This window comes from Sphingobacterium daejeonense, from assembly GCF_901472535.1.
Classification (GTDB): Bacteria; Bacteroidota; Bacteroidia; order Sphingobacteriales; family Sphingobacteriaceae; genus Sphingobacterium; species Sphingobacterium daejeonense.
Window position 1 is genome coordinate 3,627,204 of sequence record NZ_LR590470.1, and the last position, 15,465, is coordinate 3,642,668.

9 protein-coding genes are annotated in these 15,465 nt (G+C 37.6%); 4 read left to right on the forward strand and 5 right to left on the reverse strand.

Translation table 11 applies throughout. From position 1 onward, the window contains the following. Positions 1-90 precede the first annotated feature (90 nt). From FGL31_RS17465 to FGL31_RS17480, 4 genes are all read left to right on the forward strand, one after another. Positions 91-990: a LysR family transcriptional regulator gene (locus tag FGL31_RS17465; RefSeq protein WP_138093368.1), complete on the forward strand. Its 900-nt coding sequence runs from the start codon at positions 91-93 to the stop codon at positions 988-990. Between the two features lie 74 nt (positions 991-1,064). Beyond that, complete coding sequence (locus FGL31_RS17470) at positions 1,065-1,667, forward strand: hypothetical protein (protein ID WP_138093371.1); 603 nt, start codon at positions 1,065-1,067, stop codon at positions 1,665-1,667. Between the two features lie 80 nt (positions 1,668-1,747). Beyond that, a complete protein-coding gene (locus FGL31_RS17475) occupies positions 1,748-1,948 on the forward strand; it encodes a tetratricopeptide repeat protein (RefSeq protein WP_138093374.1) in 201 nt (66 codons plus the stop codon). Then, a complete protein-coding gene (locus tag FGL31_RS17480; protein WP_138093376.1) occupies positions 1,921-6,858 on the forward strand; it encodes an alpha-2-macroglobulin family protein in 4,938 nt (1,645 codons plus the stop codon). Before FGL31_RS17475 ends, FGL31_RS17480 begins: the two co-directional genes overlap by 28 nt. 66 nt (positions 6,859-6,924) lie before the next feature. Here the strand turns inward: FGL31_RS17480 and FGL31_RS17485 are convergent, their stop codons facing one another. The 5 genes from FGL31_RS17485 to FGL31_RS17500 form a co-directional block, all read right to left on the reverse strand. Continuing rightward, positions 6,925-9,171, reverse strand: coding sequence for a sodium-translocating pyrophosphatase (locus FGL31_RS17485; protein ID WP_099371772.1), 2,247 nt, complete (start codon positions 9,169-9,171; stop codon positions 6,925-6,927). Between the two features lie 143 nt (positions 9,172-9,314). Continuing rightward, positions 9,315-10,349: a RecQ family zinc-binding domain-containing protein gene (locus FGL31_RS29180; protein ID WP_317131056.1), complete on the reverse strand. Its 1,035-nt coding sequence runs from the start codon at positions 10,347-10,349 to the stop codon at positions 9,315-9,317. Further along, positions 10,330-11,235 carry a RecQ family ATP-dependent DNA helicase gene (locus tag FGL31_RS29185; RefSeq protein WP_317131057.1) on the reverse strand — a complete coding sequence of 302 codons (906 nt, stop codon included), beginning with the start codon at positions 11,233-11,235 and terminating at the stop codon, positions 10,330-10,332. Before FGL31_RS29185 ends, FGL31_RS29180 begins: the two co-directional genes overlap by 20 nt. Further along, positions 11,201-13,264, reverse strand: coding sequence for a ComEC/Rec2 family competence protein (locus FGL31_RS17495; protein WP_138093379.1), 2,064 nt, complete (start codon positions 13,262-13,264; stop codon positions 11,201-11,203). Before FGL31_RS17495 ends, FGL31_RS29185 begins: the two co-directional genes overlap by 35 nt. Further along, positions 13,264-15,300 carry a ComEA family DNA-binding protein gene (locus FGL31_RS17500; protein WP_232046899.1) on the reverse strand — a complete coding sequence of 679 codons (2,037 nt, stop codon included), beginning with the start codon at positions 15,298-15,300 and terminating at the stop codon, positions 13,264-13,266. Before FGL31_RS17500 ends, FGL31_RS17495 begins: the two co-directional genes overlap by 1 nt. Between the last annotated feature and the right edge of the window lie 165 nt (positions 15,301-15,465).

The window sequence follows — 15,465 nt, forward strand, 5'->3', positions numbered from 1 at the left end:
AAATGAATTCATAATTAATTTCTGTCTTACCCAAATTTACCTGCTATATTTGATAATTAATAATATCAATATTATCAACAACTGATAACTATGAATTATCAAATAGAACTTAGACATCTTTTATATTTTAAGGTAGTAGCTGAGGAATTGCACTTCCGTAGGGCAGCTGAAAGACTTTTTATTGCTCAACCTGGTTTATCCAGACAAATCAAACAACTCGAGGATTACTATAAGACTAATTTATTTATTCGTGATAAACGAAATGTTGAACTGACCGAAGCTGGAGTTTATTTGAAAAAGGAAGTTGATTTGATTTTCAATCAACTTTCTAATGTGAAGGACCATATTGAGAAGATTTCTGAAGGTAAGATTACTTCATTGAAACTAGGATTTATAGGGTCGGCAGTTCAGGCCATTTTACCGCAGCTATTGGTTGAGTTGAAGCAAAAGCAGCCTCTTATTGATATTACACTCAATGAACTTTCTAATGAGGTGCAGATGGAAATGATTCACAAACAAGAATTGGATTTTGGTTTTGTAAGGATAGAAAACACAGCATTGGGAATACAGTCTGTTCCTATTTTGACGGAACATTTCTCCCTAGTCGTACCAAAGAAAAGGTTTCCAAAAGCAAAGGGAAAAGTAAATTTGATGGACTTTGCCGAAGAGCCATTTATCTTATTCTCGAAGGAATACAGCAATTCATATTATGAATTGGTCATGAGTATTTTTGATGACCATGGGTTTGAACCGAATGTAACCCTAAAAACCGTCAATGCATTGAGTATTTTTAATTTGGTGAGTCAGGGCTTGGGAGTTGCCATTGTACCTACTTCATTGAAAAAGGGTTACCATACCCATGTTGATTTCCTTGAATTGAACCATTTGCCACAACGGACAACATTATCATTGGTATGGAACAAAAAAAACAGAAACCCAGGGATCCCTCTGATGTTGGAAATTGTAAATGGGCTGAAAGGAAAAAGTTAATTTTTTTCTCCTAAATTTATGGAATCCAAACTTTTCCTGCATCCGTAGGTGAAACAAGGTTTTATTTAATGGTTATGAAAAAATTAATCCTGCTAGTTATCATCCTTGCCCCTATTTTTTTGTTCGGGCAGAAAATCAAGACAGATCCTATGATTGCAGAAAAATGGAAAGAAATAGACCGTCTCAACTCCATAGGGAATTTTGAGCAGACAGCCCCTATAGTGAAGGAAATAAAGGCTTATGCAAAAAAGAACAATGATGCTCCAATGTTAATTCGAGCAATTCTTGCTGAAAGTCAATTCCTAAGGATTAATACTATGCAGAAAGATTTTTTTAGTAAAGTCGAAAAACACTTTCAAGAAAATATTAATGAAACAAATGGGGTTCAAAAAAGTCTTCTATATGGTTTTTATGCTCAATTCTTAGGCAGTAACTCCGCTTATTATAGTGAAGGCGACAATAAATTTCTTACATCTGATGAAAAAACTAAGAATAAAATCATTGATTCTATTTTCCAAAAATCAATTGAAAATAAAGATCTTCTGTTAAAAGAGTCCATAGATAAATGGTTACCCCTGTTTGCAGATACGACCAATGTATCTTTGACTCCAACCTTGTACCATTTTAACATCAATTCTTATTTAGCCTTTTTAAGACTAGATAGGGAAGCAATATAAGCAGAATAGAGAGCTTATCGAATGACCTGCTAGCTATCAATGCAAAAGGTAGTTACCATAATGCAACATCATACCTATTATTGAACAATATCTCTAAAGAAAACGGAGACCCAAAGGATAAAATCAATGAATTAAAGAAAATAATTGCCCAAAATAAGAGTGATTTCAATGCTTATATTTATTCCATGATGGCCTCATTGGCACATCAACAAGGTAATTCCACAGAGGGAATTGGTTATTTAGAAAAGGCTAAATGGAATACCCCAAATCACCATGGCTGAGAGAAGTTGCTGTCATAGAACATTCCATAAAAAAGGCTGAATTGGATTTCAGGATCAACAAAATTCTTCCATCTAATGAGTTTAGTCCTATTGAGTTGAGCTTCCGAAACACTGAAAAATTGTTTATCAAAATTTTCAATACGACCAATACCCCAAAAAACTTTAAAAGATATAAGGTTGAAATTGACAGTATTACTTATAAAGTGTCATTAGATGCTAAGGAAGTATATTCTGAGGTAGTAGAACTTAAAGATTTTGGAGATTATAAATTTCATTCTACGATTTATAAAATAAATCCATTGCCATACGGTAGTTATGAGTTAATGATTTCCAACAACAGCGAATTTATTAATGATGGAGCATTCAACACGGTTTCTTCCTCTAAATTTCTAGTGAGTGATCTATTTATTTCGAGTGGAATTGAGCATAATATTGACAATTCACAAAGTTTTATTGGGATGCTAATGAATCGGAAATCAGGCAATCCTTATGCAAATAAGACGCTGAATATTTTCGATATAAACTCAGGGAAACAGCCCAAGCTAAAGACAACCGTTAAAACCAATGCTGTAGGTAAATTCAAAATATCAAAAATATCTCAAGAGGAACCACAAAGAATTGCCGAATTGCAAATCTTTATTCCTGAGGAGAACCAATTGATTGATATTCAGAACTACGAGCAATTTACGGGAAATGTGGATTTTTGGGATAATGAGTCAATAAATTTCAATAGCAGGACACTAACAGACCGTGCGATTTATAGACCAGGCCAAAAAATATTATTCAAAACTATTGTTTACAGCTCTAATTTATTGGCTGGAAAAATAGAAGCAGAAAAGAAAGTTCAAATCATATTAAAAGATGCAAATGGTCAAAAAGTAGACTCTCTGAATCTAACTACCAATGGATTTGGATCGGTAAATGGTGAGCTTCAGATTCCCAATAATATTTTAGCCGGTGGATTCAACATTTTGGTTTTGGAAAATGGAAAACAGATTGGTTTCCATTTTATCCGGGTAGAGGAATATAAACGACCTACCTTCAAGGTGTCATTTGATGAGAATAAAGATACTTACAAAAGAAGTGACATTGCAGTCTTCTCAGGGAAAGCAGAATCTTTATCCGGCGCTAATCTATCTGGTGCTACGGTCAACTACATTGTCAATATATCTAGCCATTCACCACGTTATAAGAGTTTCTTACTTACGGACAGCTCAGTTATTGCAGATGAAAATGGCAAGTTCAGCATTAAAGTTCCACTTGAGGATACGGCTTTAATGAAGTACGAGAATTTCACGATTTCCATAACTGCTGAAGTAGTGAATCAAACCGGTGAGATGCAAAGTGGATTCACCTTTTATACCTATTCCGACAAGCCTTGGAGAATAAATATTCTCACTCCATACCAAGTTGAAGCTGGGAAATGGGATTCAGTTGAAATTCGAACCGTGAATCAGAACGGTCAACCATTGAAGTTTGCTGGTGAAATTAAGATATTTAAATATCCAGAACCTGGGATTACTTTGCCAACTGATTTTAGGAATATTTTCTTGGACTTAAAATATAATCTACTTAGCAATGAAGAATACAAAAAATATTTTCCAACCATATTTGACGAATCTTTAGAAAGCAAACAAGAATCAGAATTGATTAAAACGTATTCCTTTGACACAAACGATACGACCAAAATCAAGATTGACCCTGAATTATTCAAAAAGGGGAAATACTATATCCAAGCAATGTCTATACAGGGGAAAGACACGGTAACATCAGTACATAATATTCAGGTGTTTGATCCTGTTACCAAAAAAACTAGTGACCATGATTATCTAGTCTATAGTTTTGACAAAGAAAGCTATGGTCAAGGAGACCAAGTAAAAGTTACATTTTATACGGATATCAAAGAAGCAGAATTAATTTACCTGTACCCATACACCGATATAGAAAGTCTAGAGACCATAACCATTCCTGTTAAGGATGGAAAAGCTTTCTATGAATTTACATTGGATAAGGAGAAATTCAATAAATCTTATCGCATTCAGGCTATGCTTGTTGTAGACAACAAACAAGAAAATGTGTTTGTAAATATTCCTATTAAGGGCAAAGATCAAGACTATATAATTAAAATCAACACATTTAGGGATAAAATAACTCCTGGTGTGAAAGAAAAATGGAGCTTTAATATTTTTCAAAAGGATAGGGTTGTTCCAACTGAGGTTTTGGCAACGATGTACGATATGTCCTTGGATGCTTTCGCAGGAAATTATTATCCAGCCTTTTTTGATAAAAATAATAGCTTTTACTTTCGCACATTCCATCGTCTTGGCGAAAATTTCAATCAGGTTCAATACTCTAATAGACTACCTGATTATTGGTCCATAGAAAATTTGACCGGCATAGAACTTCCAAATGTCTATAACTATGGATTATGGGATTATATGTGGTTGAGTCCAAATGAAATAGTTTATTATGGATATGGGGCGAATATCTCTAGTTCATTAGCTGGCAAGGTAAGTGGAATGGCTGCAAACGCAGCACCTGCAAGGCTTATTTTAAGGGGTGCTACTTCTATTGAACCAACTGTGGTAGATGCACGTCAGGTGGTTGAGGAGGTAGTTGAACAGGATTTATTGGCAAATAAACTAAATGAACCACCAAATATTGAGAATAATGAATTTGAAATTGATTTAGATCAGGTTCAAGCGCGCACCAACCTTCAGGAAACAGCCTTCTTCTATCCCACCCTTTACACGGACAAGGACGGAAACATAAGCTTTGAGTTCGACAGTCCCGAAGCTTTGACCACATGGAAACTACTCTTGTTTGCTCATGGCAAGAACCTTGAAGTTGGCTCAGGTCAGTTTGTGACCCAGACACAGAAGCAATTGATGGTGCGCCCCAACCTTCCCCGTTATTTTAGGGAATCGGATGAGATCGAAGTCATCAGCCAGATCCAGAACCTTAGCGATCAAGCACAACAGGGGCAGGCAAAAATTGAAATCATCAATCCCGTAGACAATTCCGTCATCACGGAAAAATTTGTGATCAGTCCAGTAACCACGGACTTTAGGGTCGAAAAATCCAGCAATCAAACGGTAAGCTGGAAATTAAAGATACCTGAGGGTCATCCGACAGTTCATGTTAAGGTTGTGGCTGCTTCAGAGGCATTTTCAGATGGCGAGGCTCAGGAGCTGCCGATATTATCGAACAAGGTCCTGATCTCCGAAACCGAAAAGATCACCCTGAAAGCCGGTGAAAATAGAACCTTCGAGATCGATGCTGCCGGAAAGGACAATTTACAGGCCAAGGTGCAAGTTCAGAGCAACCCCATCCTGGAAATCATCTCTGCGATCGACTACCTGAAAAACTATCCTTTCGAATGTACAGAGCAGACCAGCAGCAAGTGGTTTGGACTGAAGATGGTCCAATATATCGGAAAAAATTATCCTGCGATCTCTGCATATTTTAAGACCATCAAATCAAGGGAGACCAAGAGCAGGTTGGAAGAGAACGCCGAACTGAGCGAGCTGAAGCTCCAGGAAATGCCTTGGCTCAGAGATATCCAACATGATGACAAAAGAATGGATCAGTTGGCCGAGCTCTTCAATACCAATATCGGGTCAGAGTTGAATTCACTGGAACAAAAATTGATCAGGAGCCAACTGGACAATGGTGCATTCCCGTGGTTCGAAGGCGGAAAAGAAGATCAGCATATTTCTATACGGATCCTGGAGATAGTAGGAAAGGTCTATAATCTGGACCCGACATTGGTCGATTCAGACCTGTATGGCAGCATGAAGAAACTGGCGGGTTACCTGGACAAGGACAGGGAAATCACAAAACCGAATTCCTCCGCTACTTTGGCACTTGATTATTTATATGCACGACATTTCTGGAATTCGGAAGTGAAGGTTCCTGAGGACAACAAACAAGTCCTTAAAACAAAGATTGCCAAGGCTCCGTTGATCACTGCCAAAGGCCCTGCAGGATATGCTGCGAAAGCATGGATCGTCAATCAGCTCTTCGGAGACAGCAAAGAGGCCAACGAGATCAAGAACAGGATCCAACAGGAAGTTATCCTTGATCCCGAAAAAGGAATGTACTGGGAAAGCAATGGCAAATCCTACAATGACATCAGCCTGCACAGTTACCTGCTGGAAGCTTACAGATTATATGACCCGAGCAAACTGAACCAGATCAGTCAATGGATCTTCTATCGCAAAGAAGCAAATTATTGGAGAAGTACCTGGTCGACCGTAGATGCTATCTACAGTCTGTTACTGACCAATAACCCCAAGGACTTCAGCCTTGACAACAATGTTACGGTATTGGTAGATGGTCAAAGATCAACAATGGACTCGGTGGTGCTTGGTCAAGTTTCCAGGACTTTTGACAGGGAAGATCTTTCAAGCAACAGGTCTGTCCAGGTACAGAACCACAATGACAGGCCTGTCTTTGGCGGAGTGTTCCACCAGTATTTCCTGGCGGTTTCTGAGGTCAGGAGTTCTACGAACGACCTGAAGGTGAGCAAGCAGTACATGGTAGAGCGAAACGGAAAATGGGTAGAGAGCAACGAAGCCAAGCTCGGCGAAAAGATCAAGATCGTCATCACGGTGATCAACGACCAGAACTTGGAGTATGTACATCTGAAAGACAGCCGCCCAGCCGGTGTCGAACCAGTGTTTGTTCCTTCAGGATACAACTGGAGAAACAATTACTACTTCACCCTGAAGGATGCTTCGACCAACTATTTCTTTGGCAACCTGGCTAAAGGAAAACGGACCCTTGAATATGAGGTGAAGGCAAATAACATCGGAGTATTCAATTCAGGAATTACTACCATAGAAAGTATGTATGACCCTACGGTGAATGCGAGGTCGGACAATAAGGTGATTACGATAGTGAAGTAGGTACCAAAGAAAAATCCTTCTGGAAACCATATGGCTTTCAGAAGGATTTTTTTATTATAAAGTTTTCTATTTAACTCTTGAAATTGTTGGTTTTTGATCGACAACTACCACTTTTTCTTTAGTCTCAACCTTTTCTTTCTTGGCATTTTCACTAAGCGTATGACCACCTAAAATAGGTGCAATTACTAAACCTACTAAACATGTCAGTTTAATCAGAATATTCATTGAAGGTCCAGATGTATCTTTGAATGGATCTCCGACTGTATCTCCAGTTACTGCAGCTTTATGGGCATCAGAACCTTTATAAGTCATTTCACCATTGATCATTACACCTGCTTCAAATGATTTTTTGGCATTATCCCATGCTCCACCGGCATTATTTTGAAAGATAGCCCACATTACTCCAGAAACAGCAACACCTGCCATATAAGCTCCTAATGCTTCAGGTCCCATCACAAAACCAACAATAATTGGAGTAATAATGGTAATAGCTCCTGGAAGCATCATTTCGCGCAATGCTGCCTTCGTAGAAATATCCACACATCTTCCGTAATCAGGCTTTCCTGTTCCTTCCAAAATCCCAGGGATTTCACGGAACTGCCTTCTAACTTCATTCACCATGTCCATTGCTGCTTTACCAACAGATTGCATGGCCAACGCCGAGAAAACAACAGGTATCATCCCACCGATGAACAATGCCGCCAACACATCCGCTTTGAAGATATTGATTCCATCAATTCCTGTGAAAGTAACATAGGCAGCAAATAGTGCCAATGCAGTCAATGCTGCTGAAGCAATAGCAAACCCCTTACCTACCGCAGCTGTTGTATTTCCTACAGAATCTAACACATCCGTACGCTGACGAACTTCTTTAGGTAATTCACTCATCTCAGCAATACCACCTGCATTATCAGCAATAGGTCCGAATGCATCGATTGCCAACTGCATCGCTGTGGTTGCCATCATTGCCGAAGCCGCAATAGCAACTCCATAAAATCCTGCCAATTCATAAGATCCCCAAATTGCAGCAGCAAAAAGGATAACTGAAGAAGCTGTAGATTTCATACCTGTAGCCAAACCTGCAATAATATTGGTTGCTGCACCAGTTGAGGAGTTTTGTACAATATTCAATACTGGTTTTTTACCAAGACCAGTGTAAAACTCAGTAAAAGCTGAAATTAATCCACCCACAGCTAATCCTACGATTGTGGAGTAGAAAATGTTCATGCGCGGTACATCTTGATAGCCCTCACCAAAGAATTTCATCTGAATAACTTCTGGTAACATATATTGGATCAAGAAGAAACACGCAATCACAGTCAATATAATCGAAGCCCAGTTACCTGTGTTCAATGCTTTTTGAACTTGATTCTCTTTAGCATCATTTGAAGATACATTGACCAAGAAAGTTCCGATAATGGACGCAAGGATACCCACCCCTGCAATAACAATAGGCAATAAGATCGGACCCATTCCATTGAACGCATCTGTATATTGAGAGCCTGTAACTTCCGACATATCCTTGATAATATAATTACCAAGAACCATGGAGGCTAATACAGTTGCCACGTACGAGCCGAATAAATCTGCCCCCATACCTGCAACATCACCCACATTATCGCCTACATTGTCTGCAATAGTTGCTGGGTTTCTAGGATCATCCTCAGGAATTCCGGCCTCTACTTTTCCTACCAAATCCGCACCTACATCGGCAGCTTTGGTATAAATACCACCGCCTACACGTGCAAACAGGGCAATAGATTCAGCTCCCAATGAAAAACCTGCCAGGGCTTCCAAAACAACGGTCATCTCATTATAGAAATTACCGTTTTCTGTAAGGAACATCTTAAGGAACAATAAAAAGAAAATGCTTAATCCCAATACCGCCAATCCAGCTACGCCGAGTCCCATAACAGTTCCTCCGGAAAAGGAAACCTTTAAGGCTTGTGGTAAACTAGTCCTAGCTGCTTGGGTGGTGCGTACATTGGCACTGGTCGCAATACGCATACCGATATTTCCTGCCAATGCCGAAAAAAAGGCCCCGCAAACAAAGGCAACCACTATAATCCAGTGAGATGTCTCAACAAGCGTAGACACAATAAATAATGCAATCGAAGCGATTACAACGAAAATCAACAGAATCCTGTATTCAGCTTTCAGGAAAGCCATCGCTCCCTCCTGAATACTTTTGGAAATGGATTGCATTTTGCCGTCGCCAGCATCTTGCTTACCAACCCATCCTGCCTTGACAAACATAAATAAGAGACCCAATACAGCGAGTGCTGCTGGTAAATAGATGATAAATTGTTCCATACAAAGTTTATTTGGTTACTATTAAAGATAACAACTTTTTTTATCAATATACAAGACCAAAAAAACAAGTTTATGATATAACTCAATCGATAAACCTTGGAGAAACAATTACTTAGAGATAGGAAATAATAATATTTAAAACCTTAAAAGGCATTCCAATGGTAAAGCTCATCTTCAATTTTGACTGTATCGCTATCCATCAGGCTTCTCAGGACTTTTAGACGATCTTCTTCCTTGCCGATTTCTATGGCTTCGATAAGGTAATGCAATGGCAATGGTTTTTCCAATAGGAGATATTGGATTTTCTTTTCAATGGATTCAGATACTCCCGATTTATGCTGCCTGACCACGCATAGGTCACATACTCCACACGGTTCTGTCGCCTCTTCACCAAAATAATGCTGTAATGATAAACTGCGGCAATCCTTACCGTCCAAATATTGATAGATAGCTTTAATTTGCTCTTCTTTTATCGCTTTTCGCTCAGCAATAAACTGAGTGTCGATATAAAGATTTTTATAATCCACTCGAGGTTGCAGAAACTGTAGCTGAGGGGCATCAGTTTTGGCCACATAGGTGGCGAGCTCTTGTTGTTGTAAGGACCTTAACATCTTAACGACCTCTTCATAAGGTTTGCCAATCTTCTTTGCAATTTCAAATTCATTGATTGGAACATAATAATCAAATACTCCACCATAAGCTCGAAGAATAGCTTTGATCAACGGATCAAAATGGGCGCTTTGAACTTGAAATCTATATAACTCTTGATAATCTACTTCAAATTTAATTCGAGCAGGAATATAAACCGCCTCACTCAGGGCCAACCATTTGTCCCTCTCTAAAAATTTCAGCGCACTCAAGGTTTTCACGACATCCAATTTATATTTTTTGGAAAAATCAACTACATCAAAGTCATAAGTCAATCCCTTGCCAGCACCATACGCTATTTGATAATAATTGCATAGATGATGGTACACCTGTTGAATAAATTGAAAGTCAGGGAAGCTGAGGTCAATATTTTCCCAAAGCTCATTTCTATCAGACTGTTGATACAGCATAACGGGGTATGCTTTTTTACCATCTCTACCTGCCCTACCGGCCTCTTGATAATAAGCTTCTAAAGAATCTGGAATATCAAGGTGGACAACAAACCTGACATCAGGTTTGTCTATGCCCATACCAAAAGCATTCGTCGCTACTATAACACGAATTTGATTGCTGGTCCAAGCATCCTGTTTTTTTTGCTCTACTCTGCATATCCAACCCCGCATGATAAAAATCTGCAGGAATGCCATGGTTCAATAAATACCTCGCTACCTCTTGCGTCTCCCGCCTATTGCGAACATACACTATCCCCGTGCCACCAATTTTACTGATCACCTTCAGCATTCTACCCATTTTGTTTTCTTCATCGAAAACCATATATGCTAGGTTTTCCCTTCTGAAACTTTTAGATAGAACATTTGAAGTTTGAAATCCAAGTTTATCTTGAATATCATCAATTACCTTCGGAGTAGCTGTTGCAGTAAGCGCTAAAACAGGAACCTTAGGTTTCAGTTCCCTCAATTTTATTAGCTCTAGATAGGAAGGCCTAAAATCATAACCCCATTGAGAAATACAATGGGCCTCATCAATGGCAAACAGGTTCACGTTCATATGACGGATCCTTTCCTGAACCATATCATTGTACAAACGCTCTGGAGCAAGATATAAGAACTTGATGTTCCCGAAAATACAATTGTCTAATGCGATATCAATCTCTCGGTGAGACATGCCTGAATAAATCGCAATTGCTGGAATATTTCGCTTTCGAAGGTTTTCTACCTGGTCCTTCATCAGCGCAATCAAAGGACTGATTACAATACAAATCCCCTCTCTCAATAATGCCGGAACCTGAAAACAAATAGACTTACCACCACCTGTAGGCATCAAAGCCAAGGTGTCATTTCCTAAGAGAACCTCGTGAATGATTTCTTCCTGCAATGGACGAAATTTATCATAACCCCAATATTCCTTAAGTATGGATAAGCTAGTTTTTTCCATGGTTGTTATTCTTCCAAACATACGCAAAATTATCCTTCAATACGTAGTAAGCCCGATTTTTGGACTCTAGAACAGACACTGACTGATGAATATGTTTCCAACTATTGGACCCATCTAAGATGGTCAAAGTTGAATTTATTTCATTTGGCAAGTCGGTATTATTCCTGAGAAAAAGGATTTTAGAGTTATGAACGGAATCATTATTTCCATTCATTACATATAAACTCATATCGGTTTGAATAGCTAAAGATTGGTTTTTATTATTACCACTTAAATTAGTAAATCCTATTTTGGAGAGCTCGGTATATCTTTTGAGATCCGGATGTACAGCAAATTTTAATGCTTTGTGGGAAATTGAATCGTAGGTACTGTAAAGATGGACTGATCCTGCATCGATAATGGCAAATGTCAATTCTTTTTTCGTATTGTATACTTTTAATCCTTTAAAGGATTTATTTATTAACCTGGAATGCAATACTAAACTGGTCGTTAACATAATCAAAGACAAACTGATCATAAATAACCATTTCTTCTGAAATCTAATCGAAAGAAATATCAGCAAAATAATTATATAAGATAATATGGTAAGTGCTGCGGAGAATGGAATCCCTTGAATACTTGAAAAAGGCAAAGAATCAATATAATTCAAGATATCATAAGTAGATAAAACTAGTTTTTTGACGATGTCTCCCAATATTTCGTTAAATCCTGTCCAAGGAACAACTAAAAAAGTACCAAAGTATAGAATTAGGGTGGAAGGAATTGTAAGAATAAGGTTTGAAATCAAAAAGTAGGTTGGAAATTGGTGGAAATAGAACATAGCTAAAGTAGTTGTAGTTAGTTGAGCAGATAGTGACACATACACTATGGTTAATATGTTGTTTAGGTATTTATTTTCACATTGATACAGTTTCTTGAGGAGGGGTACAAAGAGTATAATTCCTAAAACAGCTAAATAGGATAATTGAAAGCCTATATCAAATAGCATAAATGGATCATAAATCAAAAGGAGAAATGCGGATGAAAAAACAGCATTGACCGAAAATAAAACTTTATTTTTCCAATACCCAATTAAGAAAATACTGAACATCAAGGTCGCTCTTAGCACTGCAGGGACAAGTCCACAAATCAAGGCATAAAACCAAATAAATATCTGTACAAATAAAAACCTCAACGACCGGCCTTTTGGCAGCCTATCCATAGGCTTTAAAACCCAAGTCAATAAACCGAACATCAGACTGACATGAAACCCTGAAACACTCAATACATGAATGGTCCCGGTATTTGAAAATACCTCCAAGATCTCTGCCGAGAGGTCAGCTTTATATCCAAATGTTATCGCACTTGCTATTTGATACGCTGAATAATCACTAATAAACCTCTTAAACTTTGACTGTAAAAAGTTCTGGATCTTAAAAATATTGGCTTCAAATTTATAAGCATCCTTTGGTATTTTAGAAAGTATCTTAAAATCTTTGGAGGGAATAAATATCTGATAAAATATTCCATTTCTTTTTAAGTAGCTCGAATAATCAAATTGCTTGGGATTATAGGCAGAAGGCAAGTTTTGAATCCTTCCTTTAAATACAATGACATCTCCTTTTTCAAGGTTCATAATCATTAAATCTTTATCCCAAATTGTTGTTTGTAATCGAAGGTTCGACGATTTCAAAAATCGAAATTCTAGTGTGTTTATTAATTCTACTCTAGTTTGTAAAATCTCTCCTTTTCTTACTGGAATTTCGGTTACTACAGCTTGATAAACCCTTGTGTTTTCAAGGTCTGGAATATCTATGGGCAATTGATTGGCCATGCCCAATACTCCTAACAAAAATATGGTTAGAAATAAAATATAATCTCTGTAATTGTATATTTTGAAAAACAACAGTCCAATGTAAATGCACAAAAGAAGAAACAATGTGACGATAGATGATAGTAATAGGAATTCACTCCAAGTCATCCAAAATGCAATCACAATTCCAAAAGCATAGAAAAGAAAAATCCTCAAAAACGGAATCTGTTGGAGATTGATCTTTTGAATTTCCAGCATCACCAAGAATATCGAAGTTGGAGCCTTACATCTGATTTTTGATTTCCAGCAATTTTATCCAAACCAGAACCAAGCTCACTAATTCCTAAATAATGTGTAAGAGCATAGCGAAACCAGATATCCAATCCCCTAACAGGTTTGATCTTCTTGTTAAAATAAATCCTCAATCCTTTCCTGAAATAGGACGGAAATGAAAAAGAATGCAAAACATTTCTTTCATAAGCATATAACCGTGATTCATAACCATCAGCTTGAAAATAGGCTACCCTAAAATTCCCTCCTATTTTCCATTTCGGATATCCCCATATCACATCCTGAAAAATTAAAAATCCATTCTTTCTTCCCACAGCTGTTTTTTCGAAACGCTTAAATTCAACCTGATTTCCAATCTGAAAGTTGGGCTTCAATTTATACAGAAAAGCTACTCTAGCTTGTTGTCTTGCCACATCCGCAATTCCTATTTTACGTTTCATTTTGGATGGAAAATTCTCCTGAAAGAACTTATATTGATAACGGAACTTCAAATGCCCTTTCTTGTACCAGATATAGCTGAATTGCGTCCTTCCCTGAAAAGAGAAAGTAGATTGATTTGCACGAAATTTCTTCCATGGAAATTGAGTATAATCTACGCTATTCATCCATTCAATTCTCCTTCGAGGATGGTATACAAAACTTAGATGCCAACCTTTTTCATTGGCAAGGAGTGATTGATCTTGAAAGGACTGAGCAAAAAAACTGTGATAGTCAACCGTATAATTTCGATAACTTAAAGAAGTTGAAAACTTCCTACCTAAGGCAGCAATTACCCCATGATTATTTGCAAAACCAGAACCTACCGAATGTGCCGATTCACCAAAAAACAGTAAGTTGTAAAAATTAAAACGATAATAAGCTGAAATATTTTGAAGAGCATGGCCTTCAAATCGATACTTACTATATTCTCTTGAATTTAGTTTCAGAGGAATTTCAAAATGAGTAGAAATAAAATTAGTACCTATTACAAATCCCCTTTTTTGATAATCTGCATTCAGACCATAGGTTGTTTGGCCCAAACCTCTTCGATTACGCAATTCAGAGGGAGTGCGATGAAGTCCAGAATAATTGATGCTAGTTACATTTCTATGAGGACCTTCTTCCTTTACTGTAGCAGTTAATCGATTATATGAAATAAATGGTGTAAGATTAATTTTTTTGAAAAGAAATGTACCAGCAACTCCTCGCATATATTTGCTCTCCATCATGCCAGTATGCGGCCTAATCCCCAAACCTTGCTGCATAACATGAGCTACGGAAGCACCTTTTCCAAAGACTGCGCCATTCCATATAGTCAAACCTTGACCAAATTGTAACAAATAATCCCCAAAAATAACCTTAGAAAAAGGACCGACTTTATTGAATAAAAGTGAACCTGAAATATGATCAAATCCGTATATTTTTTCTTCCATAAAAAATGGCTCACCGGCATCCTTTTCCATATTTAAAGTCATCCGCAAACGATCTTGATATGTCCAGCGATAGCGCACGCTCATCTTATCTGGTGTACCTAAATATTTGGATCTTTTTGGATCCGAAATCTTATAGCCCTGTGGAACCTGCAAAGATCTCCCATAAGTAACTATCACTGTACTGATTGCCTTCTTGGCCACTTCTGGAATTGAAAATTGATCTAAAAATGGTTCTTTAACGATTACAAATGGCAAAAGCTGATCGAGAGTTTCTAGACTTAATCCAGGGATCACCTGAAGCTCCAAAGGCGAAATAAAAGAACCGACCTTTTCGCGATGCAATAAAATCTGTTGAATCTGAAATGCTGAAAGAAAGATTAATTGGTTTAGGTCCTGCTCAGTCGCTTTGTTAAGATCAATAGGTTTTTTTAAAATATCTAATAAGGCTTCACTATATTCTGCAAGCTCATTGGATGCTTCAGATTCATCCAAAACTTGATTGGCAATTATATCTTCAAGCTGATTATTTTGTTGAGCAGATACCTCTTTTGTAAATAATGACAATAAAGGCAACAGCAAAACGTAGCCCACATATGGTCTCCGACGCCATGAAAAAATCACCCCATAAACAAAAATTGCCATCGATACTAAATATCGGATGGCAGTTTTAGTTCATCATAAATTCCTCTTTAAAGATATAAGTAGGTTACGAAGGTTATTATTAAGAAATTGTTAGGACTTTAGCCTTTAGAATCC

Bases quoted from the DNA above. Each gene is read 5' to 3' on its own strand.
- FGL31_RS17465 (WP_138093368.1), top strand. From the start codon at position 91: ATGAATTATCAAATAGAACTTAGACATCTTTTATATTTTAAGGTAGTA.
- FGL31_RS17470 (WP_138093371.1), top strand. From the start codon at position 1,065: ATGAAAAAATTAATCCTGCTAGTTATCATCCTTGCCCCTATTTTTTTG.
- FGL31_RS17480 (WP_138093376.1), top strand. From the start codon at position 1,921: ATGGAATACCCCAAATCACCATGGCTGAGAGAAGTTGCTGTCATAGAA.
- FGL31_RS17485 (WP_099371772.1), bottom strand. From the start codon at position 9,171: ATGGAACAATTTATCATCTATTTACCAGCAGCACTCGCTGTATTGGGT.
- FGL31_RS29180 (WP_317131056.1), bottom strand. From the start codon at position 10,349: ATGGGCATAGACAAACCTGATGTCAGGTTTGTTGTCCACCTTGATATT.
- FGL31_RS29185 (WP_317131057.1), bottom strand. From the start codon at position 11,235: ATGTTTGGAAGAATAACAACCATGGAAAAAACTAGCTTATCCATACTT.
- FGL31_RS17495 (WP_138093379.1), bottom strand. From the start codon at position 13,264: ATGCTGGAAATTCAAAAGATCAATCTCCAACAGATTCCGTTTTTGAGG.